At 67.5% G+C, this 25,222-nt stretch carries 23 protein-coding genes; 15 read left to right on the forward strand and 8 right to left on the reverse strand.

The genetic code is table 11. The features are described from left to right. The first annotated feature begins 61 nt into the window (after nt 1-61). On the forward strand, nt 62-460 hold the full coding sequence (locus C1A30_RS26795; protein WP_101951319.1) for a hypothetical protein: 399 nt from the start codon (nt 62-64) through the stop codon (nt 458-460). Here C1A30_RS26795 and C1A30_RS26800 read toward each other — a convergent pair. Further along, nucleotides 447-1,289: an alpha/beta fold hydrolase gene (locus tag C1A30_RS26800; protein ID WP_101951320.1), complete on the reverse strand. Its 843-nt coding sequence runs from the start codon at nt 1,287-1,289 to the stop codon at nt 447-449. The two genes, C1A30_RS26795 and C1A30_RS26800, sit on opposite strands and share 14 nt — an antisense overlap. A gap of 61 nt (nt 1,290-1,350) precedes the next feature. Here C1A30_RS26800 and C1A30_RS26805 point away from each other — a divergent pair, with 61 nt between their 5' ends. The 3 genes from C1A30_RS26805 (at nt 1,351) to C1A30_RS26815 (ending at nt 3,744) form a co-directional block, all read left to right on the forward strand. Further along, on the forward strand, nt 1,351-1,857 hold the full coding sequence (locus C1A30_RS26805) for a nuclear transport factor 2 family protein (protein ID WP_101951321.1): 507 nt from the start codon (nt 1,351-1,353) through the stop codon (nt 1,855-1,857). After that, a complete protein-coding gene (locus C1A30_RS26810; RefSeq protein WP_200828438.1) occupies nt 1,827-2,861 on the forward strand; it encodes an NAD-dependent epimerase/dehydratase family protein in 1,035 nt (344 codons plus the stop codon). Before C1A30_RS26805 ends, C1A30_RS26810 begins: the two co-directional genes overlap by 31 nt. A gap of 109 nt (nt 2,862-2,970) precedes the next feature. Next, a complete protein-coding gene (locus C1A30_RS26815; RefSeq protein WP_200828546.1) occupies nt 2,971-3,744 on the forward strand; it encodes a class I SAM-dependent methyltransferase in 774 nt (257 codons plus the stop codon). Here C1A30_RS26815 and C1A30_RS26820 read toward each other — a convergent pair. Together C1A30_RS26820 and C1A30_RS26825 are read right to left on the reverse strand one after the other, a co-directional pair. After that, nucleotides 3,732-4,208: a DUF4262 domain-containing protein gene (locus C1A30_RS26820; RefSeq protein WP_101951324.1), complete on the reverse strand. Its 477-nt coding sequence runs from the start codon at nt 4,206-4,208 to the stop codon at nt 3,732-3,734. The two genes, C1A30_RS26815 and C1A30_RS26820, sit on opposite strands and share 13 nt — an antisense overlap. A 21-nt stretch (nt 4,209-4,229) precedes the next feature. Then, complete coding sequence (locus tag C1A30_RS26825; RefSeq protein WP_101951325.1) at nt 4,230-4,676, reverse strand: DUF4262 domain-containing protein; 447 nt, start codon at nt 4,674-4,676, stop codon at nt 4,230-4,232. A 78-nt stretch (nt 4,677-4,754) separates the two neighbouring features. Here C1A30_RS26825 and C1A30_RS26830 point away from each other — a divergent pair, with 78 nt between their 5' ends. Further along, a complete protein-coding gene (locus C1A30_RS26830; RefSeq protein WP_200828439.1) occupies nt 4,755-6,137 on the forward strand; it encodes an FAD-binding oxidoreductase in 1,383 nt (460 codons plus the stop codon). Here C1A30_RS26830 and C1A30_RS26835 read toward each other — a convergent pair. Continuing rightward, on the reverse strand, nt 6,134-6,604 hold the full coding sequence (locus tag C1A30_RS26835; protein WP_101951327.1) for an SRPBCC family protein: 471 nt from the start codon (nt 6,602-6,604) through the stop codon (nt 6,134-6,136). The genes C1A30_RS26830 and C1A30_RS26835 overlap by 4 nt on opposite strands. A gap of 60 nt (nt 6,605-6,664) precedes the next feature. Between C1A30_RS26835 and C1A30_RS26840 the strand changes: the two genes are divergently transcribed. From C1A30_RS26840 to C1A30_RS26850, 3 genes are read left to right on the forward strand one after another with little or no spacing between them, the layout of a single operon-like run. Beyond that, nucleotides 6,665-7,039 (forward strand): DUF427 domain-containing protein, encoded by a 375-nt coding sequence (locus tag C1A30_RS26840; protein ID WP_101951328.1) that lies wholly within the window; start codon nt 6,665-6,667, stop codon nt 7,037-7,039. Between the two features lie 9 nt (nt 7,040-7,048). Next, the gene (locus C1A30_RS26845; protein WP_101951329.1) at nt 7,049-7,960 is read left to right on the forward strand and encodes a DNA-3-methyladenine glycosylase; all 912 of its coding nucleotides are present in this window, start codon (nt 7,049-7,051) and stop codon (nt 7,958-7,960) included. A 39-nt stretch (nt 7,961-7,999) separates the two neighbouring features. Continuing rightward, nucleotides 8,000-8,557, forward strand: a complete 558-nt coding sequence (locus C1A30_RS26850) for a Dps family protein (protein WP_101951330.1) — start codon at nt 8,000-8,002, stop codon at nt 8,555-8,557. Between the two features lie 3 nt (nt 8,558-8,560). Here C1A30_RS26850 and aqpZ read toward each other — a convergent pair whose 3' ends face one another. From aqpZ to C1A30_RS26865, 3 genes are all read right to left on the reverse strand, one after another. Continuing rightward, entirely contained in the window at nt 8,561-9,334 is a 774-nt protein-coding gene (aqpZ, locus tag C1A30_RS26855) for an aquaporin Z (RefSeq protein ID WP_101951331.1), read from the reverse strand. A 119-nt stretch (nt 9,335-9,453) separates the two neighbouring features. After that, complete coding sequence (locus C1A30_RS26860; RefSeq protein ID WP_101951332.1) at nt 9,454-10,752, reverse strand: ClC family H(+)/Cl(-) exchange transporter; 1,299 nt, start codon at nt 10,750-10,752, stop codon at nt 9,454-9,456. Nucleotides 10,753-10,761: 9 nt separating this feature from the next. Then, on the reverse strand, nt 10,762-11,577 hold the full coding sequence (locus C1A30_RS26865) for a PaaI family thioesterase (protein WP_101951333.1): 816 nt from the start codon (nt 11,575-11,577) through the stop codon (nt 10,762-10,764). Between the two features lie 63 nt (nt 11,578-11,640). Between C1A30_RS26865 and C1A30_RS26870 the strand changes: the two genes are divergently transcribed. From C1A30_RS26870 to C1A30_RS26885, 4 genes are all read left to right on the forward strand, one after another. Continuing rightward, complete coding sequence (locus C1A30_RS26870) at nt 11,641-13,692, forward strand: heavy metal translocating P-type ATPase (protein WP_101951334.1); 2,052 nt, start codon at nt 11,641-11,643, stop codon at nt 13,690-13,692. Between the two features lie 410 nt (nt 13,693-14,102). Further along, complete coding sequence (gene gltB / locus C1A30_RS26875) at nt 14,103-18,692, forward strand: glutamate synthase large subunit (protein WP_101951335.1); 4,590 nt, start codon at nt 14,103-14,105, stop codon at nt 18,690-18,692. Next, on the forward strand, nt 18,685-20,151 hold the full coding sequence (locus tag C1A30_RS26880; RefSeq protein ID WP_101951336.1) for a glutamate synthase subunit beta: 1,467 nt from the start codon (nt 18,685-18,687) through the stop codon (nt 20,149-20,151). Before gltB ends, C1A30_RS26880 begins: the two co-directional genes overlap by 8 nt. Nucleotides 20,152-20,232: 81 nt before the next feature. Then, nucleotides 20,233-21,045, forward strand: a complete 813-nt coding sequence (locus tag C1A30_RS26885; RefSeq protein ID WP_101951337.1) for a polysaccharide deacetylase family protein — start codon at nt 20,233-20,235, stop codon at nt 21,043-21,045. A gap of 386 nt (nt 21,046-21,431) precedes the next feature. Here C1A30_RS26885 and C1A30_RS26895 read toward each other — a convergent pair whose 3' ends face one another. Continuing rightward, a complete protein-coding gene (locus C1A30_RS26895; RefSeq protein WP_101951338.1) occupies nt 21,432-22,319 on the reverse strand; it encodes an LLM class F420-dependent oxidoreductase in 888 nt (295 codons plus the stop codon). A 114-nt stretch (nt 22,320-22,433) separates the two neighbouring features. Here C1A30_RS26895 and C1A30_RS26900 point away from each other — a divergent pair, with 114 nt between their 5' ends. From C1A30_RS26900 to C1A30_RS26910, 3 genes are all read left to right on the forward strand, one after another. Continuing rightward, nucleotides 22,434-22,772 carry a lsr2/espR transcriptional regulator gene (locus tag C1A30_RS26900; protein WP_101951339.1) on the forward strand — a complete coding sequence of 113 codons (339 nt, stop codon included), beginning with the start codon at nt 22,434-22,436 and terminating at the stop codon, nt 22,770-22,772. Nucleotides 22,773-22,777: 5 nt separating this feature from the next. Continuing rightward, nucleotides 22,778-23,257 carry an NADH-quinone oxidoreductase subunit B family protein gene (locus tag C1A30_RS26905; protein WP_101951340.1) on the forward strand — a complete coding sequence of 160 codons (480 nt, stop codon included), beginning with the start codon at nt 22,778-22,780 and terminating at the stop codon, nt 23,255-23,257. A 74-nt stretch (nt 23,258-23,331) separates the two neighbouring features. Next, the gene (locus tag C1A30_RS26910) at nt 23,332-25,221 is read left to right on the forward strand and encodes a proton-conducting transporter membrane subunit (protein WP_369974210.1); all 1,890 of its coding nucleotides are present in this window, start codon (nt 23,332-23,334) and stop codon (nt 25,219-25,221) included. Nucleotide 25,222: the final 1 nt, after the last annotated feature.

The raw sequence follows: 25,222 nt of genomic DNA on the forward strand, positions 1-25,222 counted from the left end.
GTGTCTTTATCAACCGCGCGCCGCGCTGGGTTAATCCGTGGTTGTCGCTACCGTTAAATACATGCGCGCAGCCGCCGTGGTCCTCGCCGCTCTCGTGGTCGCCGGCTGGATCGCGCCCGCGGCGTCGGCGGCGCCGGCCGCGCCACCCGAGGCGCAGGAGGTCGACGGCGTGGCCTTCACCGACAACCCTTCGATCGTCGATCCGCAGCCGATGCCCATCCAGTCGTGGAGTCGCGCCGGTGACCGCGCTGTGGCCGTGCATTTCACGACGGGCACACCCGCGTGCAACGGCGTGCACGCCACCGTGCATGAGACCGCCGATGCCGTCACGATCGACCTGAAGGGCGGCGCGCTGCCACCGGTCGCGGGCCGGATGTGCATCATGCTCGCCGTGACCGGCACCCTGGTGGTGCCGTTGCAGAGCCCGCTTGGCGACCGGCAGGTCCTCAGCGCCGCCTGACCCCGGAGCGCACCCAGTCGACCATCGCGAGCGTTTTCGCGGCGACGGCGCTCGGCCGGGACAGCATCATGTTGTGCCCGCTGCCGCCGACGATCACGTTGTCCGTCCACAGCGTCTCGGCGAGCAGGCTGTTGGCGCGGTGCACTTGGTATTTCGTGTAGTCGCCTGCGCCCATGTCGCCGCGGGAGACGTCGGCGCTCAACACGATCGCGGGCATCCGGGGCAACGGCAACGGCGGGGCGACCCGCAGCGTGGCGAACGCGTCGTCGGCGAGGAACCCCTCACCGTCGGCATCCGGTGCCGGCGTTCGCGCCGCCTGGTCGAACCGGGCGTCTTGTTCGGCCCGGCCCAGTCGCGGCAGGTACTCCGACGTCGGGTCCACCAGGACCAGGCCGGAGACGAGTCCGGGATGGGTGCGGGCCAGCAGATCGGCGATGAGGCCGCCGTAAGAATGGGCGACCACCACCATGGGCGTCGAAAGCCGAGCTGCGCCAACCAATTTCACGACGTCGGAGACGGCCTGGGCGACGGAGTGCGGTTGCGGCACCGGGGTGGACAGATAGTCGCCGTCCCGTCTGGTGTTCGGCCGATCGTAGGCGCAGACGCTGGTGGTGGTCGCGACCGCGGATACGACGACGCGCCATGCGGCGGCGTGGCTGCCCTTGCCGGGGATGATGAACACGGTCGGTGCGCCCGCACCCCGACAGGTCAGGAACAGGTGGCGCCCGTTGCCGATGTCGACGAGTCCGGAGAAGTTCGCAGGCCGCGGTTCACCGGCGCACCCGGCGAGCACGACGACCGCGAAGACGAGCCCGAGCAGGCCCTTCACTCTGTTGACGATACGAGCGACCGCTCGACAAAGACAGGTAGAACGTGTTCTAGTTCTGAGTGTGACGAGCAAGACGTTCACCCGCGAGGAATTGGCCGCGGCGTTCGAGACGTTCGAGGCGACCGTCGACCGTGCCGCGCGCACCCGCGATTGGGATCCCTGGGTTGACCAGTACACACCCGACGTCACCTACGTCGAGCACGCGGCGGGCACCATGCACGGCCGAGACGAGGTGCGGCCCTGGATCTGGCGGACCATGGAGTCGTTTCCCGGCAGCTACATGACGTCGTTTCCGTCGCTGTGGTCGGTGATCGACGAGCCGACGGGCAGGATCATCTGCGAGTTGGACAACCCGATGCGCGATCCGGGTGACGGCACCATCATCAGCGCCACCAACATCTCGATCCTCACCTACGCCGGCGACGGTCAGTGGTGCCGCCAGGAGGACATCTACAACCCGCTGCGCTTCGTCGCCGCGACGAAGAAGTGGTGCCGCAAAGCGCAGGAACTCGGCACGCTGCCCGACGAGGCGGCGGCGTGGCTGAGCCAGTTCGGAGGGGCCAGGTGAAACTCGTCATCGGCGCCAACGGGTTCCTCGGCTCGCACGTCACACGGCGGTTGGTGGGCGACGGGCACGAGGTGCGAGTGATGGTGCGGCCCAACGCGATGACCGTCGGCATCGACGATCTCGACGTGACGCGGTTCGTCGGCGACGTCTGGGACGACGACACGTTGCGCGAGGCGATGGCCGGCGTCGACGACGTCTACTACTGCGTGGTCGACACCCGCGGGTGGCTGCGCGATCCCGCACCGCTGTTCCGCACCAACGTCGAGGGCACCCGCAACGTGCTCGAGGTCGCCCGGCATGCGGGGCTGCGCAAGTTCGTGTTCACCAGCAGCTACGTCACCGTCGGCAGGCGCCGCGGACACGTCGCCACCGAGGACGACGTCATCGTCGATGAGAGGCGGTTGACGCCGTACGTCCGGTCGCGGGTGCAGGCAGAGAACATCGTGCTGTCGTACGCCAAGCAGCACGGCCTGCCCGCGGTGGCGATGTGCGTGTCGACGACGTACGGCAGCGGCGACTGGGGCCGCACGCCGCACGGCGCGATCATCGCCGGCGCCGCGTTCGGCAAGTTGCCGTTCGTGATGAGCGGTATCGAACTGGAGGCGGTCGGCGTCGACGATGCGGCGGACGCGATGATCCTGGCCGCCGACCGCGGCCGCGTCGGCGAGCGTTACCTGGTCTCGGAGAAGATGATCAGCAACGCCGAGGTCGTCCGCATCGCCGCCGAGGCGGCCGGAGTTCCCGCGCCCACCAAGTCGATTCCGCTGCCCATGTCCTATGCGCTGGCGGCGGCGGGCAGCATCAAAGCCAAGCTGCGCGGCACCGACGAGCAGCTTTCGATGGGGTCGCTGCGCCTGATGCGCGCCGAGGCACCCGTCGACCACAGCAAGGCGGTCCGCGAATTGGGTTGGCAGCCAAGGCCGGTCGAGGACTCGATTCGCGAAGCCGCCCGGTTCTGGGTGGGCCTGCGGGACGCCAAACGCAGGAGCAAAACCGCCAGCTGAACGGCGCGCCGAGCACCGTTCAACGGTCAGCCGTTGATGAGGTACGTGACTACCGTCGGGTGATGTGACCGAGAAACTTCACGTCGATCTGTCCGGTGCGCCGCAGACCATGCTGGCCACGTTCTACGCCAAGGCCGTAGATGCCGGCCTTGAACACCCGATCCTCGGCGACCAGTTCGCCAAGGACATCGTCGACCGCATCGACTACGACTGGTCCAAGACGTCGATCACCGCGGCGAACTCGCCCGCGGTGACCACGCGTTCGTCGCACTTCGACCGGTGGGCGCGCCAGTTCTTGGCCGTGCATCCCGACGCCGTGGTGCTGCACCTCGGCTGCGGCCTCGACGCCCGATGCTTCCGGCTGGACCCCGGTCCCGGCGTCGAGTGGTACGACGTCGACTACCCCGACGTCGCGGACCTGCGCCGCCAGCTGTACCCCCCACGCGACCACTACCACGTCATCGCCGCGTCGGTCACCGACCCCGCGTGGTTCGCCGACATCCCGCGGGACCGTCCGACTTTGATGATCGGCGAAGGCCTGACGATGTACCTGACCGAACAGGACGGCGTCGCGCTGCTGCGCCGGGTGGTGGAGCACGCACCGTCCGGCGAACTGCAATTCGACGCGTTCAACCGGCTCGGCATCAGATCGCAGTGGACCAACGCCGTGGTGAGACGCTCGGGCGCGACGCTGCACTGGGGCATCGACGGACCCGACGACATCATCGAGGCGGTGCGCGGGGTGCGGCTGCTGTCATGGGTATCGGCCCTCGATTCGGATGCGTTCGACCATGTGCCGTGGTACTACCGGTGGACGTTGAAGGCGATGAATGTCGTTCCCGCGCTGCGGTTCATGGCGCAGTACCACCGCTACGCCTTCTGAGCGTTCTGGCCTCTGATCCCCAACACGGGTTGCCGCAGCCGACCCCGGCCCCATCCCGCCGCCCACGGCCAACGGCCCCGCTCGTCGGGCCACACCAGTTGCAGCGCGCGAACGTCCGGACCGCCCAGCGCCACCGCAAAAACCAGATGCGCATCCGGATGCTCCACCTCGACGATCTCGAGTAGCGGACCGTCGCCGACGGCCACATGCGCGCCGGGCTCGAAGACCCGCCCGCCCAGCGCGGCAACCGCGACGTCGTTCAAAAGGCGCGCCGCATCCTCCGGCGACAGCCCCGTCACCAACAGTTCCGGCAGCCCGCGGTCGTGCAGTCCGATGGTGTAGGCGAACGGCAACCGCTCGTCCTCGACACCCTGCACCACCCACCCGTGCAGCCGGATCGTCGCGCGCAGTTCGTCGAGGTACTCCTCGGTGGTGCCGTTGGGGTTGTCGCACTGCCAGCACATGACCGCACCTTCCTGTCGTCGTCATGGCCAGCTTGCGCCGAGGGTCCGACAACCGAGCACCGGTTGCGTCGCCCGCCCGTCGGCGAACTGCGCCGACCAGGGCCAGCGCCCGCGGCCGTCGGCCCACACCAACTGCAGCGCCTCGATGTCCGGGCCGCCGAACGCCACCGCCCAGCCCATGTGGACATCCGGATGACCCACCTCGACGACCTCGACCAGCGGCCCGTCGGGCAGCGAGATCTGCTGGCCCGGCGTCAGCACCTCGCCGCCGACCAGCTTGCGGGCCACTGCGTCCAGCAGCCGATGGGCGCGGTGCCGCGAGACGCCGGTGATCAGCAGTTCTGGGACGTCCCAGTCGTGCAGCCCGACCGTGTATGCGTATGGCGTGCGGTCACTTTCGACGTATTGCACCGTCCACCCCGCCTTGCGGATCTTGCCCTGCAACACGTCGTAGTAGTCGGAGCACATGCCGGATCTCTTCCTCTCGTCGGTGCGGCCAGCTTGCCCCTTCGGTCCGACAAGTGCGGGTGGTGCCAGAATCTGACGGTGCCAACCACAGTTCCCGTCAACGGTCGCGTCTCACACTGGTTCAGCGACTACCCGTCGTCGCGCCCGCCGCTGCCGGGGGACAGGGACGCCGACGTGTGCATCGTCGGCGCCGGATACACCGGGCTGTGGACCGCGTACTACCTGAAGCGCGCCGACCCGTCGCTGCGGATCGCGATCCTCGAGGCCCGCTTCGCCGGCTTCGGCGCCTCGGGGCGCAACGGCGGGTGGCTGTCCGGGCTGGTGCCGGGTGACCGCAACCGGATGGCCCGGCAGTACGGCCGCGATGGTGTCATCGCCTGGCAGCGGGCGCTGAATGAGGCCGTCGACGAGGTCATCGACGTCGCCGCCGCCGAGGGCATCGACGCAGGCATCGTCAAGGGCGGCACCATGCAGATCGCCCGCAACGCCGCGCAGGCGTCGCGGTTGGCCGCCGAGATCGACGAGGAGCTCAGCTGGAAGATCGACGGCATCGCGCCGTTGACGAAAGCCGAAGCGGCCGAACGCATTCGGTTCGACGGCGTAGTGTCGGCCTACCACACACCGCATTGCGCGCGGATCCAGCCCGCCCAGTTGGCGCGTGGCCTGGCCGATGCCGTCGAGCGGCTCGGCGTCGACATCTACGAGAACACCCCCGTCACCACCATCGAGCAGGGCCGCGCGGTGAGCGCGATCGGCACCGTGCGCGCGCCGATCGTGCTGCGCGCCACCGAGGGGTTCACCGCACGCATGCGTGGGCTGCGGCGCCGCTGGCTGCCGATGAACAGTTCGATGATCGCCACGGAGCCGATACCGGACAGCCTGTGGGCGTCCATCGGCTGGGACGGCCGCGAAACCGTCGGCGACACGGCGCACGGCTTCTTCTACGCCCAACGCACCGTCGACGACCGGATCGCCATCGGCGGGCGCAGCGTGCCCTACCGGTACGCCTCCCGCACCGACGTCGACGGCCGGGTGCCCCAGCGGACGATCGAACACCTCACTGCCACACTGCATTCGATCCTGCCGCAGGTGCGCGACATTCCGATCGCCCACGGCTGGTGCGGGGTGCTGGCCGTACCGCGGGACTGGAACGCGGGCGTCGCGCTCGACAAGTCGTCGGGCCTCGGCTGGGCCGGTGGCTACGTCGGCCACGGCGTCACCGCCACCAACCTCGCCGGCCGCACCCTGGCGGACCTGGTGCTCGATCGGCCGGGGCCGCACACCCAACTGCCGTGGGTCGGCCACCAGGCGCGCAATTGGGAACCTGAACCGCTGCGCTGGATCGGCGTGCGTGGCATGTACCTGGCCTACAAGGCCGCCGACTGGCACGAGGGTCGCGGCCGCTCGACGACGTCACCCGTCGCGGTCGTCGCGGACAGGATCGCCGGCAGGCCGCACTAGCCCTCGGCTTTCTCCTTGAGTCGGTGCAGCGTCATCTTGATGTGCTCGACGTTGGCCGACGTGCGGTCCTTGACCCCGGTGGTGAACCGCGACGGTTTGACGATCCATCCGGGCCGACGGTCCCAGGTCCGCTCGGTCACTTTGCAACCGCCGTCGACGGGCTCGATGTCGTAACGCCAGCGGGCCACCGGGATGACCCCGCCGGTCTTGACGTCGAAGGCGAATGTGCGGCCGGGCTGCGCATCGGTGACCGTGCACACGGTGCTCCACCGGTACAGGCCGTTGCGGTTCAGTCCTCTGAACACCGCGCCCGGGCGCGCAGCATCGCCCTTGCGCCACTTCATCGTCTGGACCTCCTCGGCGAGCGACGCCAGCGACGTGAGGTCGGTGATCAGGGCGTAGACGGCCTGCGGGTCGGCATTGACGACGACCTCTGCCTGTGCGTCGGCCGGCATCTGGTCAGTCATGGCCCGATGGTATCGACGGAGCTGCGGAACACGGGCCGCGGGGAGCGCGTTGCCACAGTTATGAGTGACCGACCCGGACTGCAGCCGACCGCCTCCCATCCGATCACCGTCGAACCCACGGGCAAGCACGTCACCGTGCGGGTCAACGGCGAACTGGTGGCCGAGACCGACGAGGCGCTGACACTGCAGGAGTCCACCTATCCGGCGGTGCAGTACATCCCGCTGCGCGACGTGGTCGCCGAACGGCTGAAGCCGAGCGACACCGAGACGTACTGCCCGTACAAGGGCGATGCAAGCTACTACCACGTTGTCACCGAAGCCGGCGACACGATTGAGGACGCGATCTGGACCTACCGGGAGCCCTACCCCGCGGTGGGGCAGATCGCGAGCCACGTCGCGTTCTATCCCAACAAAGCGGACATCGCCGTCGCATAGATTGGACCGGTGCATCGATCGGTCAGCGTCGCCTTCGCCGGGCCTGTCAGTCCGGGGCTGACGTTGTCGCCGCTGCGGCGCGGCCGTAACGATCCGTGCTATCACGACGCGGCCGACGGCGCGATCTGGCGGACCAGCCTGATGCGCAGCGGACCCGTCACCGCGCGGCTGACGAAGCCCGCACCGGACACCGTCGACTGTGAGGTATGGGGAACGGGCGCAACGGAATTCGTCGAAACGCTGCCGGGGCTGCTCGGCGCCGACGACGACACGTCCGGCTTCGCACCGACAGAGCCGACCATCGCCGCGGCCCACCGGCGGATGCCGCACCTACGGCTGGGCCGCACCGGTCGCGTGCTGGAAGCACTGGTTCCGGCCATCCTCGAACAACGGGTGTACGGCAAGGACGCGCGGCGTGCGTGGCGGGCGCTGGTGACGAAATTCGGCGCGCCCGCGCCTGGTCCGGCCCCTGAACACATGCGCGTGCCGCCGCCCGCGGACGTGTGGCGGCGCATCCCGTCGTGGGAGTTCCACCGCGCCAATGTCGACCCGGGACGGGCGCGAACCATTGTCGGCTGTGCGCAGCGCGCTGATTCGCTCGAGCGGTTGACCGCCCGCACGCCGGAGGCCGCCCGCGCGGCGATGATGTCACTGCCCGGCGTCGGCATCTGGACGGCCGCTGAGACCGCGCAACGGGCGTTCGGCGACGCCGACGCGCTCAGTGTCGGGGACTTCCACCTGGCGAAGATGGTGGGGTGGCGGCTGCTGGGCCACCCCATCGACGATCCGGCGATGGAGGAGTTGCTCGAGCCGTTGCGGCCGCACCGGCACCGCGCCGTGCGACTGCTCGAAGTCACCGGGCCCGCACACGCACCGCGCCGGGCCCCGCGGCAGGCCATCCCGAAACTGCGCGCCATCTAGCGGCGAATACCTCAAGCGGACCGTGGGTACACCGGGCCCATGACTTCATTCACAGTTCCCGGTCTTGACGAGAAAAGCGCCAACAAAGTCGCCGATCTGCTGCAAAAGCAGCTGAGCACCTACAACGACCTGCACCTCACGCTCAAGCATGTGCACTGGAACGTTGTCGGCCCGAACTTCATCGGTGTGCACGAGATGATCGACCCGCAGGTCGAGTTGGTCCGCGGCTACGCCGACGAGGTCGCCGAGCGCATCGCCACGCTCGGCAAGTCGCCGCTCGGCACGCCTGGCGCGATCCTCAAGGACCGCACCTGGGACGACTACTCGGTCGAGCGCGACACCGTGCAGGCCCACCTCGCCGCGCTGGACCTGGTCTACAACGGCGTCATCGAGGACACCCGTAAGTGCATCGAGACGCTCGAGGATCTCGACCTGGTGTCGCAGGACATGATCATCAGCCACGCCGGGGAGCTGGAGAAGTTCCAGTGGTTCATGCGGGCCCATCTGGAGAACTCCGGCGGCCAGTTGGCGAACGAGGGTGCACGCACCGAGAAGGCGGCGGCGAGCCGGGCCAAGAAGAAGGCGCCGGTCAAGTAACCGCTACGTGGTGGCGCGCTCCTCCAGGGCATCGTCGCGCACCGGACGGTCGGCCAGTTCCTCGTTGCGGCCGAACAGGAACGGATACGCGATGCCCGCGATGGCCGCGCCCAACAGGGGCGCAAGCCAGAACACCCACAACTGGCCGGGCGCGCCGTCGCCGTTGAAGAACGCGACGCCGGTCGACCGCGCCGGATTCACCGACGTGTTGGAGATCGGAATCGAGATCAGGTGAATCAGCGTCAACGTCAATCCGATTGACAGGCCTGCGAATCCCTTCGGTGCGCGATCGTCGGTCGAGCCAAGGATGACCAGCAGGAACACGCCGGTGAGCAGGACCTCCGCGACGATCACCGCCCACATCGAATAGCCGCCGGGGGAGTGGTCGCCAAAACCGTTGGCAGCCATGTGTCCTGTTGCGGTCCAGCCCTCCTGACCCTTGGCCACCACGTAGATCATCATGCCTGCCGCAAGACCGGCAATCACCTGTGTGATCCAGTAGCCGGGCACCGCCCTCCACTCCACGCGCCGGGCCAGCGCCGCGCCGAGCGTGACCGCGGGGTTGAAGTGGCCGCCGGAGATGGTGCCGAACGCGTAGACGCCGGTGAGCACCGTCAGACCGAAAGCCAGTGAGACACCGAGGAACCCGATGCCGAGTGAGGTGCCGTCCGAGGTGAATTTCGCGGCGAATACTGCCGCGCCACAGCCGCCGAACACCAGCCAGAACGTGCCGATGAACTCCGCTGCCAATCGATGCAGCATGGTCGGTTCGCGCATGCGTGACTCCTCCGTTGGATGTGACGCCTGTGCGAAAAGGGTGGCACGTTTGCCCGCGATGACGCGTACGTCGTATCCGTATTGTGCCGCAACGGAAACTAACGCGACTGCACCGTGACCTACTGATCGGGGTTGGGCGGCATCCGATCCCGCAGGCTGTCGTAGATCGGCAGTGAGCCGATGAGGTTCGCGACGAGCACCGCCGCCGCGGTCGCGGCCATCATCGGCACCAGCGTCGCAGTGGTGGCGGTCATTTCGGTGACGACGACCATCCCGGTCACCGGCGCGCGCACGGTGGCTCCGAAGAACGCAGCCATTCCGACGAGTGCCATCGGGACCGCCAACTGCGTTGCGTCCGTGGGCCATACCGCGTTGAAGAGAGCGGTGAACAGCAGCCCCCACAGCGCGCCGACCGCCAGCAATGGCGCGAACAACCCGCCCGGCACCGGCACCGAATACGACAGCGGGCCTGCGAGGAAACGCACCGCGAGGATCCCGATGATCACGGACAGCGCGAGACCGTGGCCACCGAGGATCCGCTCGGTCAGATCGTCGCCGCCGCCCACCGACAACGGGTACACGAACATCGCGAGGCCGACGACGGCACCGATGACGGCCGCCTTCGCCACAGGTGGGACCCGCTGTATCGCACCGACGCGGTCGAGGAACCACAACACCAGCCCGTTATAGGCGGCACCAAGCAGTCCGGTCAGCAACCCGAACACGATGAAGACGGGTAGCCATGCGAGAGCGGGATCGGCCAACGGTTCGACGTCGAAGTCGGCGTGGTTGCCGAGCACCAGTCGGGAGCATGCGACCGCGGTGGCAGCCGAGAATAGAGTCGCGAGAACGGTTTTCAACCGGAACGACTTGGTCACCTCTTCGAGGGTGAACAGCGCTCCGCCGATCGGTGCGTTGAACGCGACCGCAAGGCCTGCGCCACCCAACGCCGTCTGCATCATCCTTATCTCGGGATCCGGCAGTCGTGCTCGCCGCGCTGTCTCGGCGCCGATGGCCGCGCCGATGTGCACCGTCGGTCCCTCGCGGCCCAACACCAAACCCGACCCGATGCTCAGCACACCGCCGATGAACTTCGCCGGAACCAACCGGATGAGCGGTGGTTCGGCCTGGCCCAAAAAGACGGCCTCCACGTGGGGGATACCGCTGCCCGCTGCCAGTGGTTCCCACCGCACGATCAACGCTGCCAGCGTCGCGCCTGCGGCGGCCGCGGCAATCGGCACCAGCCAACCCGGACCCGGCAGCTGGTGCGCCCAGTCGACGAGATCGATGCGTAGGTCGTCGGCCTTCTCCAGGCACCACCGGAAGGCGCCGCCGACGAAGCCGATGACGACACCCGCGATGATCGCGGTGACGCAGATGTGCACCGAACCCCGCATCGAATCGTCGGGTTCGGGCATGTGCGGATGTTATCCGAGACAAGCCGTGACGCGCGCGATGACCGCCGCCTTGCCGGTGTCGTCGACGGCCCGCGCCTCCGCGACACCGGTGCTGCGGCCGATCCGCAAAGCGGTTCCCTCGTAACGGGATTGGGGGCCATTGGGCGAGACACGGAATTGACGCAGGAAATTCACCCGAAGCGACGCGGTCTGCAGCGGCTGGACCCCGCGGCCGTCGTTGACCGCCGCCGACCCCACCAACTCCACCGCCATCGCCGAGACGCCGCCGTGCACGATGCCCAGGCTGTTGTTGAGCACCGGATCGCGGTCCTGCACAAGCACTTTGGCCGCACCGCCGCTCTCGGCGACGCGGACCGCCATCCGGTCGGCCAGCGACCCGGCAGGCGGCAGACCCGTCGGCCCTTCGGGCCACGCGGCGAGGTGGCCGGGCGCGGCAATGTAGAAGGACCGCACGGTCGCGGTGCCGATCACCGCGTCGCGCAGCGTCAGTTCGCACAGGCTCAGCGCGGTGCGGCCCGTGGGTCCACACGGTCGGCCGGTCGCGAACACCGGCACCTCCGGCGCCGACTCGAGGTGCGTCAGCGCGTCCGGTGCCAGTTCGAGCGACAACTCGCTGCTGACCGTCCACTCGCCCTGGCCCCGGCGGTGGTGGTTGACCAGGCCGCCGATGTGGTCGACGAGCATCGCCAGCGTCGCGACGGTGGGCGTCCCGGTCAGCGGGTTGACCATGCCGCCCGCCGGTATGGACGCGACGCAACGCTGCGGGCCCTCCTCGGGCGTCTCGATGCCGAAGCGGCCCAACGGCGTGTTCAAGGGATGTGACATCGCCGTCCAGAGTGGCGCGGACAAGGCTGGGCATATACCCCTAGGGGGTATATAGTGAACGCCATGACTGAGGTCACGCACTCGCAGCACCAGGCGCACGCCGATCACGCCGAGCACGCTGGGCACGGCCACGGCGGCCACGCGGACCACGTCGCGCAGTTCCGCAGGTTGTTCTGGACCATGCTGGCGCTGGCCGTGCCCACGGTCGCCCTGTCCGGCATGTTCGCGATGATCCTCGGCTATCAGCTGCCTGAGTTCGCCGGCTCGCGGTGGGTGTCGCCGCTTCTAGGCACCGTGATGTATCTGTGGGGCGGCAGACCGTTCCTCACCGGTGCAGTCGGCGAAATCCGTTCCCGCACACCGGGAATGATGCTGCTGATCGGGTTGGCCATCACGGTCGCGTTCGTCGCCTCATGGGGTGCCAGCCTCGGCGTGCTGCCGCACAATCTCGACTTCTGGTGGGAGTTGGCGCTGCTGATCGTGATCATGCTGCTCGGCCACTGGATCGAGATGCGGTCGCTGGCGCAGACGACCTCGGCGCTGGACTCGTTGGCGGCGCTACTGCCCGACGAGGCCGAGCGCGTGACGGCCGACGGTACCGAGACGGTGGCACCGTCGGACCTCGGCGTCGACGACATGGTGATCGTGCGGCCAGGCGGCAGCGTGCCCGCCGACGGTGTCATCGTCGACGGCGCCGCCGAGATGGACGAGTCGATGGTGACCGGCGAATCGCGGACCGTGCGCCGTGGCGTCGGCGACACCGTGGTGGCAGGCACCGTCGCCACCGACTCCGGGCTGCGGGTCAAGGTCACCGCGGTCGGCGACGACACCGCGCTGGCAGGCATCCAACGGTTGGTGACGGAGGCGCAGAACTCTTCCTCGCGGGCGCAGCGGCTGGCCGACAGGGCGGCGGCCTGGCTGTTTTGGTTCGCATTGGGCGCCGCGATCCTGACCGCGGCGGTATGGGGTGTGATCGGAGCGCCCCAGGAGGCCGTCATCCGCGCCATCACCGTCCTGGTGATCGCCTGCCCGCACGCCCTCGGCCTGGCCATCCCGCTGGTGGTGTCGATCGCCACCGAACGCGCCGCCCGCGGCGGCGTGCTGATCAAGGATCGGTTGGCCCTGGAGAGCATGCGCACCGTCGGTGCGGTGCTGTTCGACAAGACCGGCACGCTGACCAAGGGCGAGCCGACGGTGACGGGCGTCGTGGCGACCGGGAACCGGACGGAGGACGACGTGCTGGCGCTCGCCGCGGCAGCGGAGTCGGACTCCGAACATCCGCTCGCCAAGGCCATCGTGGCCGCGGCGCGTCGCCGCGACCTGACCGTGCCGGCGTCGGCGGAGTTCAGCTCGTCACCCGCAGTCGGTGTGACCGCGCGCGTCGACGGCATGTCGGTGCGGGTCGGCGGGCCCCGGCTGCTGGAGGAGACGGGCCGCACGGAGCTGGCCGGCGTCACCGAATGGCGCGAGCAGGGCGCGATCATCCTGCACGTCCTCGTCGACGGCGACGTCGCGGGCGCGCTGGCGCTGGCCGACGAGGTGCGGGAGGAATCCCGGCAAGCCGTCGACGCGCTGCACCGGCTTGGCGTCCACGTGGTGATGATCACAGGCGACGCGCAGCCGGTCGCGGAGGCCGTCGCAGGCCAACTCGGCATCGACCGGGTCTTCGCAGGTGTGCGGCCTGAGGACAAGTCCGCCAAGGTGGCGCAGCTGCAGGACGAGGGCCTAAAAGTGGCGATGGTCGGCGACGGGGTCAACGACGCGCCGGCGCTGGCCCAGGCAGACGTCGGGATCGCGATCGGCGCGGGCACCGATGTCGCGATCGCGTCGGCCGGTGTGATCCTGGCCAGTTCGGATCCCCGCTCGGTGCTGTCGGTGATTGCGCTATCGAAGGCGTCCTATCGGAAAATGAAGCAAAACCTTTGGTGGGCAGCGGGATACAACTTGATTTCGGTGCCGCTGGCGGCGGGCGTATTGGCCCCGATCGGCTTCGTCATGCCGATGTCGGTGGGTGCGATCTTGATGTCGATCTCGACCGTCGTGGTGGCCGCCAATGCCCAATTGCTCCGACGGTTGGACCTGCGGCCAGAGGTCAGTGTGACGAACGTTTCCTAAGAATCTGGCTAGGCTTTGCGCAAACCAAGGTGCCGAAGTCTGCGCAGCGCACACAATCGACTATCCATTACAGCAAACATCGTCAATGGATGGACCATAGATGTGATCTACCGCTCACCGCACCGGCAGTGCCGGACACCCGCTGAAAGTCCAACAGCGGCAATGTTATTCGTTCGTTATCTGCGCCGAAATCGGTTGGCCCGCGGCCATGCGCGCTCACTATAGTTAGGCACAACTAAGTTGGCATGTCAGGCGGGGTTTGTCATATCGTTTCACCACTTATGGCGAGTGGGATTGGGCCGTCGTTCGATGCTGCACGGGGGCACCTCCATCGCAAAGCCGGCTAGAGCCGTCGTCGACGGCTGCATCGCAGCAGCTTCGTTAGACGTGTGAGAAAAGGACAGGTGGGAATGGCGCCCAGCAAGCAAGGGCTGTACAACCCCGCGTTCGAGCATGACGCGTGTGGCGTGGCGATGGTGGCCGATATGCACGGTCGACGCAGTCGCGACATCGTCGACAAGGCCATCACGGCCTTGGTCAACCTGGAGCACCGCGGTGCCCAGGGCGCTGAACCGCACACCGGCGACGGAGCGGGCATCCTGCTGCAGGTTCCCGACGAGTTCCTGCGCGCCGTCGTCGACTTCGACCTGCCCGAGTACGGCAGCTACGCCACCGGCATCGCGTTCCTGCCGCAGTCGTCCAAGGACGCCGCCGCGGCCTGCGAGGCCGTGGAGAAGATCGCCGAGGCCGAAGGCCTCGAGGTGCTCGGCTGGCGCGACGTGCCGACCGACGAGTCCTCGCTGGGCGCGCTGGCCCGCGACGCGATGCCGACGTTCCGCCAACTGTTCCTCGCGGGCGCCTCAGGTATGGACCTGGAGCGCCGCGCCTACGTCGTACGCAAGCGCGCCGAACACGAACTCGGCACCAAGGGGCCAGGCCAGGACGGCCCCGGACGCGAAACCGTCTATTTCCCAAGCCTTTCCGGTCAGACCTTCGTCTACAAGGGCATGCTGACCACACCGCAGCTCAAGGCGTTCTACCTTGACCTGCAGGACGATCGGCTGACCAGTGCGCTGGGCATCGTCCACTCACGGTTCTCGACCAACACGTTCCCGTCGTGGCCGCTGGCCCACCCGTTCCGGCGCATCGCGCACAACGGCGAGATCAACACCGTCACCGGCAACGAGAACTGGATGCGCGCGCGTGAGGCGCTGATCAACACCGACCTGTTCGGCGGCCGGGACCTGGAGAAGGTGACCCCGATCTGCACCCCGGGCGCATCGGACACCGCGCGCTTCGACGAGGTACTGGAACTGCTGCACCTCGGCGGCCGCAGCCTGCCGCACGCGGTGCTGATGATGATCCCGGAAGCGTGGGAGCGCAACGAGTCGATGGACCCGGCGCGACGTGCGTTCTACGAATACCACGCGTCGCTGATGGAGCCGTGGGACGGCCCGGCGTCGATGACGTTCACCGACGGCACCGTGATCGGCGCGGTGCTCGACCGCAACGGCTTGCGCCCGTCCCGCATCTGGGTGACGGCGGACGGCCTCGTGGTGATGGCGTCCGAGGCCGGTGTGCTCAACCTCGACCCGTCCACGGTGGTCAAGAAGATGCGCCTGCAACCGGGCCGCATGTTCCTGGTCGACACGTCGGCGGGCCGCATCGTCGACGACGAGGAGATCAAGGCCGAGTTGGCCGCCGAGCAGCCGTATCAGGAGTGGCTCGACGCCGGGCTGTTCCGCCTGGAGGACCTGCCGCCCGGCGACTACGTCCGGATGCCCCATCACCGAGTCGTGTTGCGGCAGCAAATCTTCGGCTACACCTACGAGGAGCTCAACCTGCTGGTGGCGCCGATGGCGCGCACCGGGGCCGAGCCGATCGGGTCGATGGGCACCGACACCCCGATCGCGGTGCTATCGCAGCGGCCCCGAATGCTCTACGACTACTTCCAGCAGCTGTTCGCCCAGGTGCCCAACCCGCCGTTGGACGCCATCCGCGAAGAGGTGGTGACCAGCCTGCAGGGCACCGTCGGGCCGGAGGGCGACCTGCTCAACCCCGACGCCGAATCCTGCCGCCAGATCGTGCTGCCGCAGCCGATCCTGCGCAACGCCGAGCTGTCGAAGCTGATGTGCGTCGATCCCGATCACGAGATCCGCGGGCACAAGCACGGCATGCGGGCCGCGGTGATCCGCTGCCTGTACCCGGTTAACCGGGGCGGCCAAGGCCTGAAGGAGGCGCTGGACAACATCCGCGCCAAGGTGTCGGCCGCCATCCGCGACGGGGCGCGCATCATCGTGCTGTCCGACCGCGAATCCGACGAGTCGATGGCGCCGATCCCGTCGCTGCTGAGCGTCTCGGCCGTGCACCACCACCTGGTCCGCGACCGCACCCGCACCAAGGTCGGTCTCGTGGTGGAGACCGGGGACGCCCGCGAGGTGCACCACATGGCCTGCCTGGTCGGCTTCGGCGCCGCGGCGATCAACCCGTACATGGCGTTCGAGTCCATCGAGGACATGGTGGACCGCGGCGTGATCACCGGCATCACCAGCGACCAGGCCAAGGCGAACTACGTCAAGGCCGCGGGCAAGGGCGTGTTGAAGGTGATGTCCAAGATGGGCATCTCGACGCTGGCGTCCTACACCGGCGCCCAGTTGTTCCAGGCGATCGGCATCAGCCAACCGCTGCTCGACGAGTACTTCACCGGTCTGACCTGTCCGGTCGGCGGCATCGACCTCGACGACATCGCAGGCGACGTCGCAGCCCGCCACGCGCTGGCCTACCTGGACCGGCCCGACGAGTGGGCGCACCGCGAACTCGAGGTCGGCGGCGAGTACCAGTGGCGCCGCGAGGGCGAGTACCACCTGTTCAACCCGGACACGGTGTTCAAGCTGCAGCACTCGACGCGCACCGGCCAGTACGAGGTGTTCAAGGAGTACACCAAGCTGGTCGACGACCAGAGCGAGCGGATGGCGTCGCTGCGCGGTCTGCTGAAGTTCAAGGACTCCAAAGACACAGGGCGCCCGTCCATTTCCATCGACGAGGTGGAACCGGCCAGCGAGATCGTCAAACGCTTCTCCACCGGCGCGATGAGCTACGGCTCGATCTCCGCGGAGGCGCACGAGACACTGGCCATCGCGATGAATCGCCTTGGCGGCCGGTCGAACTCGGGTGAGGGCGGCGAGGACGTCCGGCGCTTCGAGCAGGACGAGAACGGCGACTGGCGGCGTAGCGCGATCAAGCAGGTCGCGTCGGCGCGGTTCGGCGTCACCAGCCACTACCTGACCAACTGCACCGACATCCAGATCAAGATGGCCCAGGGCGCGAAACCCGGTGAGGGCGGCCAGCTTCCGGGTAACAAGGTGTATCCGTGGGTGGCCGAGGTGCGGCACTCGACGCCTGGCGTCGGGCTGATCTCGCCGCCGCCGCACCACGACATCTACTCGATCGAGGATCTGGCGCAGCTGATCCACGACCTGAAGAACGCCAACCCGCAGGCCCGGGTGCACGTGAAGCTGGTGAGTGAGAACGGGGTCGGCACCGTCGCCGCGGGCGTATCGAAGGCGCACGCCGATGTGGTGCTGATCTCCGGTCACGACGGCGGCACCGGCGCGACGCCGCTGACGTCGCAGAAGCACGCGGGTGCGCCGTGGGAGCTCGGCCTGGCCGAGACCCAGCAGACGTTGCTGCTCAACGGGTTGCGCGACCGGATCGTGGTGCAGGTCGACGGCCAGCTCAAGACGGGCCGCGACGTGGTGATCGCCGCGCTGCTGGGCGCCGAGGAGTTCGGCTTCGCCACGGCGCCGCTGGTGGTGTCGGGCTGCATCATGATGCGGGTCTGCCACCTCGACACCTGCCCGGTGGGCGTCGCCACCCAGAACCCGGTGTTGCGCCAGCGGTTCGCCGGCAAGCCGGAATTCGTCGAGAACTTCTTCATGTTCATCGCCGAAGAGGTCCGGGAGATGATGGCGCAGTTGGGCTTCCGCACCGTCAACGAGATGGTCGGGCAGGTCGGCGCCCTGGATACCACGCAGGCCGCCGAGCACTGGAAGGCCTACAAGCTGAACCTCACCCCGGTGCTGCACGAGCCTGAGTCGGCGTTCATGAACCAGGACCTGTACTGCAGCTCGCGTCAGGACCACGGTCTGGACAAGGCGCTGGATCAGCAGTTGATCGTGATGAGCCGCGAGGCGTTGGACTCCGGCACCCCGGTCAAGTTCTCCACCACCATCGCGAACACCAACCGCACGGTGGGCACGATGCTGGGCCATGAGTTGACGAAAGCCTATGGCGGGCAGGGGCTTCCCGACGGCACCATCGACATCACGTTCGACGGGTCGGCGGGCAACAGCTTCGGTGCGTTCGTGCCGAAGGGCATCACGCTGCGGGTCTACGGCGACGCGAACGACTATGTCGGCAAGGGGCTGTCCGGCGGGCGCATCGTGGTGCGGCCGTCCGACGATGCGCCTGCGGACTACGTCGCCGAGGAGAACATCATCGCGGGCAACGTGATCCTGTTCGGCGCCACCAGCGGGCAGGTGTTCCTGCGCGGTGTGGTGGGCGAGCGCTTCGCGGTCCGCAACTCCGGCGCGCACGCCGTCGTCGAAGGCGTCGGCGACCACGGCTGCGAGTACATGACCGGCGGCAAGGTCGTCATCCTCGGGCCGACCGGGCGCAACTTCGCGGCGGGCATGTCCGGCGGTGTGGCCTACGTGTACAACCCGGACGGCACGTTCGAGCAGAACCTCAACGCCGAGATGGTGGACCTGGACGAGATGGACGCCGACGATGGAGCATGGCTGCAGGGCATGATCCAGGCACACGTCGATGCGACGGATTCGGCGGTGGGACAACGTGTCCTGTCCGATTGGGAGAATGAACTGAAGAACTTCACCAAGGTGATGCCGCGCGACTTCAAGCGGGTGTTGCAGGCGATGGCCAAGGCCGAACAAACCGGCGAAAACGTCGATGAGGCGATCATGGCGGCGGCCAATGCCTGATCCGAAGGGCTTCCTCAAGTACACCAAACGCGAGACCCCGCAACGGCGGCCGGTCCCGCTGCGACTGCTGGACTGGAAAGAGGTCTACGAGGACTTCTCCCACGACGTACTGCGCGAGCAGGCCAGCCGATGCATGGACTGCGGTATCCCGTTCTGCCACAACGGTTGTCCGCTCGGCAACCTGATTCCCGAGTGGAACGACCTGGTGCGCAACGACCGCTGGCGCGACGCGATCGAGCGCCTGCACGCCACCAACAACTTCCCGGAGTTCACCGGCAGGCTGTGCCCGGCGCCGTGTGAGGGTTCCTGCGTGCTCGGCATCAACCAGGACCCGGTGACCATCAAGCAGGTCGAGGTCGAGATCATCGACAACGCCTTCGACCAGGGCTGGGTGGTGCCGCTGGCGCCGACCAAGACGACCGGGAAGACCGTCGCCGTCGTCGGCTCGGGCCCCGCCGGGTTGGCCGCCGCGCAGCAGTTGACCCGCGCGGGCCACACCGTCACGGTGTTCGAGCGCGACGACCGCATCGGCGGTCTACTGCGCTACGGCATCCCCGAATTCAAGATGGAGAAGCGCCACATCGACCGGCGCCTGGAGCAGATGGAGGCCGAAGGCACCCGGTTCCGTGCCGGCGTGAACGTCGGCATCGACATCACCGCGGCGCAGTTGCGCTCCGAGTTCGACGCCGTGGTGCTCGCGGGCGGCGCGACGGCATGGCGTGACCTGCCGATCCCCGGCCGCCAACTGGACGGCATCCACCAGGCGATGGAGTTCCTGCCGTGGGCCAACCGGGTGCAGCAGGGCGATCCGGTGGTCGACGACAACGGCCTGCCGCCGATCCACGCCAAGGACAAGAAGGTCATCATCATCGGTGGCGGCGATACCGGCGCGGACTGCCTTGGCACCGTGCACCGGCACGGCGCCGCCAGCGTGCACCAGTTCGAGATCATGCCCCGCCCGCCGGAGGAGCGCGCAGCGTCGACTCCCTGGCCGGTGTACCCGTTGATGTTCCGGGTGTCGTCGGCCCACGAGGAAGGCGGCGAGCGCGTCTACTCGGTCAACACCGAGGAATTCGTCGGTAGCGACGGGCACGTCACCGGATTGCGCGGCCACGAGGTCGAGATGAAGGACGGCAAGTTCGTCAAGGTCGAAGGCACCGACTTCGAGATGGAAGCCGATCTGGTGCTGCTCGCGATGGGCTTCGTCGGCCCGCAGCGCGAAGGCCTGCTCACCGATCTCGGCGTGGAAATCAACGCGCGTGGCAACGTCGCGCGCGATGCCGACTTCGCGACGTCGGTGCCAGGTGTGTTCGTGGCAGGCGACATGGGCCGCGGTCAGTCGCTGATCGTGTGGGCAATCGCCGAAGGCCGTGCGGCCGCCGCCGGGGTGGACCGTTATCTGATGGGCGAGACGGCGCTTCCTGCGCCGATCAAGCCCACCGCGGTGCCGCAGCGCTGACTCCGGGGATAACCCCGCAAACAGCCGCGACACGCAGCGCAATCAAGGCTTTTCGCGTGCGGTCGGGAGACAGTAGTCCCGATGACCCGCCGCGCAGCGCTCACTTATGGTGGCACCGAGTTAACTCGGCGCCACTTTCTTGCGGGCCTGTCGGTGGCGACCCTCGCCGGTGTCGGTCTGGCGCGGTGCACCGTGAACGGACAACCGCGCGTCGCGCAGGCGGCATCGGCACCGGCGCCGGCGGTCGTCAACCGGTTCCCTCTGCCAGGCGGCGGCGAGTTGAGCAGCCTTCCCGGCGACGGCGACCTGCTGGCGTTGACGTTGGACGACGGCGTCAACTCCGATGTGGTGCGGGCATATACCCACTTCGCAAAGGACACCGGCGTGCGGTTGACGTACTTCGTCAACGGGCGATACGCGTCGTGGACCGAGAACAAGGACCTGCTGCGGCCGCTCGTCGAGTCCGGCCAGATCCAACTCGGCAACCACACCTGGGCGCATCCGGACCTGGCGACGCTGCCGAAAGATCAAGTGATAGACCAACTTCGGCGTAATCACCAGTTTCTGACCCGCGAATACGGGGTGGACGCGCGGCCCTATTTCCGGCCGCCGTACGGCAGCCATAATCCGGTGGTCGACGGCATCGCCGCCGAACTCGGCTACACCGTGCCCACGATGTGGTCCGGTTCGTTGGAGGACCAGAACATCATCGCGGAGACCGAGATCGTCAAGATGGCCGACAAGTACTTCAACCCGCAGGCGATCGTGATCGGGCACCTCAACCATCTACCAGTGACGCACGTCTACGACCAACTGGTCGATGTGATCCGGTCCCGTCAGTTGCGCACGGTCACCCTCGACGACGTGTTCGTCAGGCCGCAGCAGCAAGACTGACAGCTCTTCGCGCGTGACCTCATTAGTCACATCAGTCACTTCAAAAACATCAGATTTTTAATCGGCGCGCCTTGTGCAGTTTGCCAGAAAGTGGGTATCTAATGACTTGATGAGGGTTTTGCGGTAACGTAAACCCTAGGTCAGCTATTGCTATATCGCAGGAGTGAGTACCGTGTACCTCAATCCGCTATCTCGGTCTCGAGTGACACGTATCGCGTGGTCATGGCTCCGACATCCAGTTAAAAGCCGCGAATTCCCCGCCAAGGCGGAGCGGCTGATCACCCCCGCCGAGCTACTTCGTTACGGCGTCTAGCAACTCCGGATCCGGCTGGTTACGTCCACCAGCCGGCAGCTGATCTCACGTTTGCCTAACCGTTATATTTTCGTTATCGTCCATTGTCTTTGCTGGTGAGCAGCCCCGAGTCCCTGATCGCCTCGGCGAGCGGCTCGAGCACCGTGGGGGTGTGCGGCGTCGGCAGGTAGATGATCGCCAGATCCAAGCCCTCTTTTCCGAGCGCGGCGGCTTCCTCAATGGCGTAGCCGAAGTCGGTCGGGCTGTTGTGCTCGAGGTGGTTCTCGCTCAGCCGGATGTGCGAAGACATCATGATCTCTTTGGGATCGCGGCCGATGTCCGCGCAGTGCGCCGCGAGCACGTCACGCTTGCGCGCGAACTCCTCGGGTGACCCACCGACGAAATTCCAGTGCTGGGCGTATTTCGCGGTGATACGCAGCGTGCGTTTCTCACCGCTGCCGCCGATGCAGATCGGGGGATGCGGCTGCTGCGGGCCCTTCGGTTCGTTGCGGGCGTCCTTGAGTTGGTAGTACTTGCCGTTGAACGTCGTGGTGTCCTTGCTCAACAGGCTGGTGAGCACCTCGCACGCTTCCTCGAAGCGGTCGAAGCGCTCCTTGATGGTGCCGAGTTCGATGCCGTACGCGCCGGATTCCTCTTCGTTCCAGCCCGCGCCGATGCCGAGTTCGAGCCGGCCGTTCGAGACGATGTCGAGTGCTGCGGCCATGTTGGCCAGCACCGCGGGATGCCGGTAGTGGATGCCGGTCACCAGGACGCCGACGCGGAGGCGCTTGGTGGCCTGCGCCAGTGCCGTCAACGTGGTCCAACCCTCCAGGCACGGTCCGGAGGAGTCCGAGAAGATCGGATAGAAGTGGTCGAAGGTCCAACCCGACTCGTAGACGTCGATGTCGTCCGCGGCCTGCCAGACGGCGAGCATGTCCGACCACGTGGTGTTCTGCGGGGATGTCTTGAAGGCGAATCTCACTGAATCGAGCCTAGTCGCGGTTCCCTGATTCGAAGCTGTGAGCGAATGTCGATATCTATCTGATAAATTCTTCAATTGATCGAATACAGGACATCAGAAGTCTTCAGGAGCGAAGTGGATTCGGAGCCGCTGTACAAGCTCAAGGGCGAGTTCTTCAAAACGCTCGGTCATCCAGCGCGGATCAGGATTCTCGAGTTGCTGTCCGAGCGGGACCGATCGGTGGGTGAACTGCTGCCCGAGATCGGCATCGAGTCGTCCAACCTGTCCCAGCAGTTGGGGGTGCTGCGGCGCGCGGGCGTGGTCGACGCGCGCAAGGACGGCAACACGGTGATCTATTCGATCGCCTCGCCGGACATCGCAGAACTGCTCGCCGTGGCGCGCAAGGTACTGAGCAGGATGCTCAGCGATCGGGTCGCCGTTCTCGAAGACCTGCGCGCCGGTACTGCGGAGTAGCGCCGATGGGTTGGTTCCGCAAGGTTCTACGCGTGGGGCGGGTTGTCGAGCGCGCGGGTGACGCGCCTGCATCCGCCGTGAAACCACCTGCGGGAGTGCGTGGTTCGCTGCAAATACGGCACGTCGACGCGGGCTCCTGCAATGGGTGTGAAGTCGAGATCGGTGGTGCGTTCGGTCCGGTCTACGACGCCGAGCAGTACGGGGCGCGACTCGTCGCGTCACCTCGCCATGCCGACGCACTGCTGGTGACCGGGGTCGTGACCCGCAACATGGCCGACCCGCTGCGCAACACCGTGGCGGCCACCCCGCAACCCCGGGTGGTCATCGCCTGCGGCGACTGTGCGCTGAATCGAGGGGTGTTCAGCGACGCCTACGGTGTGGTCGGCGCCGTCGGTGAGGTGGTGCCCGTCGACGTCGAGATCCCCGGCTGTCCGCCTACGCCGGCGCAGATCGTCGCAGCGCTGCGATCGGTGACGGGCAAGTGACAGCCACGCTGCCGCGAACAGTCGCGGCTGTCCCAAACGTCGTGCACCACCATCGTTTCGGTGCCGCCTGCGGAATCCTGACGGCATGTCTCGGCGCCATCGGGGTGTGGGTGGGACTGGCCGGAATCGTCGGCGGCATTCGGCCCATCCACATCGGATGGCTGCTGCCGCTCTCCGGCGTCCAACTTGCCGTTGATCCGCTTGGCGGGTTCTTCATCGCCTTGACCGGTGCTGTCGCGGTACCCGTCGGCGTGTATGTGATCGGGTACGCCCACCATCTGCGCCGCGTGCCCGCCGCGACACTGCCGCTGTTCGTCGCCGCCATGCTGTTGGTGCCGGCCGCCGCATCGGTGACGACGTTCCTGTTGGCGTGGGAGCTGATGGCGATCGCGTCGCTGGTGCTCGTGCTGGCTGAGCACGACCGTGCCGAAGTCCGTTCTGCGGCAATGGTTTACGCCGTGATGACACAGCTGGGGTTCGTCGCCGTCCTGATCGGCCTGATGGTGTTGTCGGCTGCGGGCGGAGCGGATGCGTTCGCAGACCTGGGCCCGGTGCCGGATGGTGCGCGCACCGCCGTCTTCCTGTTGACGGTCGCGGGGTTCGGCTCGAAGGCGGGACTGGTGCCGTTGCACGCCTGGCTGCCGCGTGCGCACCCCGAAGCGCCGAGCCCGGTGTCGGCGCTGATGAGTGCGGCCATGGTCAACCTTGGCGTGTACGGGATCATTCGGGTGGACCTGCAGGTCCTCGGCCCCGGTCCGCGCTGGTGGGGTCTACTGCTGCTGGCCGTTGGCGCGGCCTCCGCGCTGTACGGGGTGCTGCAGGCCTCGGTGGCAACGGATCTCAAGCGGCTGCTTGCCTATTCGACGACGGAGAACATGGGGCTGGTCGCGCTCGCGCTCGGCGCGGCGACGCTGTTCGCCGACGCGGGGGCCGCCGCGCCCGCCACCATCGCGATGGCGGCTGCGATCCTGCATCTCGTCGGGCATGCCGCGTTCAAGTGCCTCGGTTTCCTGGCTGCCGGGTCCGTGCTCGCCGCCACCGGTTTACGCGACCTGGACCGGCTCGGCGGATTGGCTCGCCGAATGCCGTCGACCACGGTGCTCTTCGGGGTCGCAGCGCTGGGCGCGTCGGGATTACCGCTGGGCGCCGGGTTCGTCAGCGAGTGGCTGCTCGTCCAGTCGCTGGTCCATGCCGCATCCGTACACGACACCGTGGTGGCGCTGACCGCGCCGTTGGCCGTCGGCGCGGTGGCGCTCACGACCGGACTTGGCGTTGCGGCGATGGTCAAGGCGTTCGGCGTCGGATTCCTCGCCCGCTCCAGATCCGAATCCGCCTCGGGTGCAGTTGAATCCCCGCGGTCCATGGTTGCGGGTATGACACTCGCCGCGGTTGTCTGCGTGCTGATCGCGGTCGTACCGGCGCTGGTCGCCCCCGCCATGCGTGGCGTGCTCGACGTGCTGCCCGCGGCGCGCGCCGTTCCGTTCACCGATTTCGGGGTGGTGATACGGCTGCCCGGCGTCTCCGGGTCGATCGCGCCAGGCGTCATCGCCGCGGCGCTGCTGGCCGCCATCCTCGCGGCGATCGTGTTGAGTGGTTGGCGATCGCGCCGCCGGCCTGCCGCCGAGGTGCTGCCGCTGTGGGCGTGCGGTGCCGACGACTTGACGCCGCGCATGCAGTACACCGCGACATCGTTCGCCGAACCGCTGCAGCGCGTGTTCGACGATGTGCTGCGCCCGGACACCGACATCGAGGTGACGCCGTACGCGGAGTCGCAATACATGGTCGAGCGGGTGAAGTACCGCAACCGGATCGGCGATGCGATCGAGGACTGGCTGTACCGTCCGGTCGTCCGGGCGGTGGCGGTCGCTGCCGGCCTGGCACGCCGCGCGCACACCGGCAGCGTCCATCTCTACCTCGCCTACGGTGCACTCGGCATCCTGATCATCCTGGTGGTCGCGAAGTGAA

This window comes from Mycobacterium sp. 3519A (assembly GCF_900240945.1).
Lineage (GTDB): Bacteria > Actinomycetota > Actinomycetes > Mycobacteriales > Mycobacteriaceae > Mycobacterium.

What these genes read in the sequence shown, in the direction of transcription:
- C1A30_RS26795 (WP_101951319.1), top strand. Translation starts at nt 62, where the DNA reads ATGCGCGCAGCCGCCGTGGTCCTCGCCGCTCTCGTGGTCGCCGGCTGG.
- C1A30_RS26815 (WP_200828546.1), top strand. Translation starts at nt 2,971, where the DNA reads ATGCTGGCCACGTTCTACGCCAAGGCCGTAGATGCCGGCCTTGAACAC.
- C1A30_RS26820 (WP_101951324.1), bottom strand. Translation starts at nt 4,208, where the DNA reads ATGTGCTGGCAGTGCGACAACCCCAACGGCACCACCGAGGAGTACCTC.
- C1A30_RS26825 (WP_101951325.1), bottom strand. Translation starts at nt 4,676, where the DNA reads ATGTGCTCCGACTACTACGACGTGTTGCAGGGCAAGATCCGCAAGGCG.
- C1A30_RS26835 (WP_101951327.1), bottom strand. Translation starts at nt 6,604, where the DNA reads ATGACTGACCAGATGCCGGCCGACGCACAGGCAGAGGTCGTCGTCAAT.
- C1A30_RS26840 (WP_101951328.1), top strand. Translation starts at nt 6,665, where the DNA reads ATGAGTGACCGACCCGGACTGCAGCCGACCGCCTCCCATCCGATCACC.
- C1A30_RS26850 (WP_101951330.1), top strand. Translation starts at nt 8,000, where the DNA reads ATGACTTCATTCACAGTTCCCGGTCTTGACGAGAAAAGCGCCAACAAA.
- aqpZ (WP_101951331.1), bottom strand. Translation starts at nt 9,334, where the DNA reads ATGCGCGAACCGACCATGCTGCATCGATTGGCAGCGGAGTTCATCGGC.
- C1A30_RS26860 (WP_101951332.1), bottom strand. Translation starts at nt 10,752, where the DNA reads ATGCCCGAACCCGACGATTCGATGCGGGGTTCGGTGCACATCTGCGTC.
- C1A30_RS26865 (WP_101951333.1), bottom strand. Translation starts at nt 11,577, where the DNA reads ATGTCACATCCCTTGAACACGCCGTTGGGCCGCTTCGGCATCGAGACG.
- C1A30_RS26870 (WP_101951334.1), top strand. Translation starts at nt 11,641, where the DNA reads ATGACTGAGGTCACGCACTCGCAGCACCAGGCGCACGCCGATCACGCC.
- gltB (WP_101951335.1), top strand. Translation starts at nt 14,103, where the DNA reads ATGGCGCCCAGCAAGCAAGGGCTGTACAACCCCGCGTTCGAGCATGAC.
- C1A30_RS26880 (WP_101951336.1), top strand. Translation starts at nt 18,685, where the DNA reads ATGCCTGATCCGAAGGGCTTCCTCAAGTACACCAAACGCGAGACCCCG.
- C1A30_RS26885 (WP_101951337.1), top strand. Translation starts at nt 20,233, where the DNA reads ATGACCCGCCGCGCAGCGCTCACTTATGGTGGCACCGAGTTAACTCGG.
- C1A30_RS26905 (WP_101951340.1), top strand. Translation starts at nt 22,778, where the DNA reads ATGGGTTGGTTCCGCAAGGTTCTACGCGTGGGGCGGGTTGTCGAGCGC.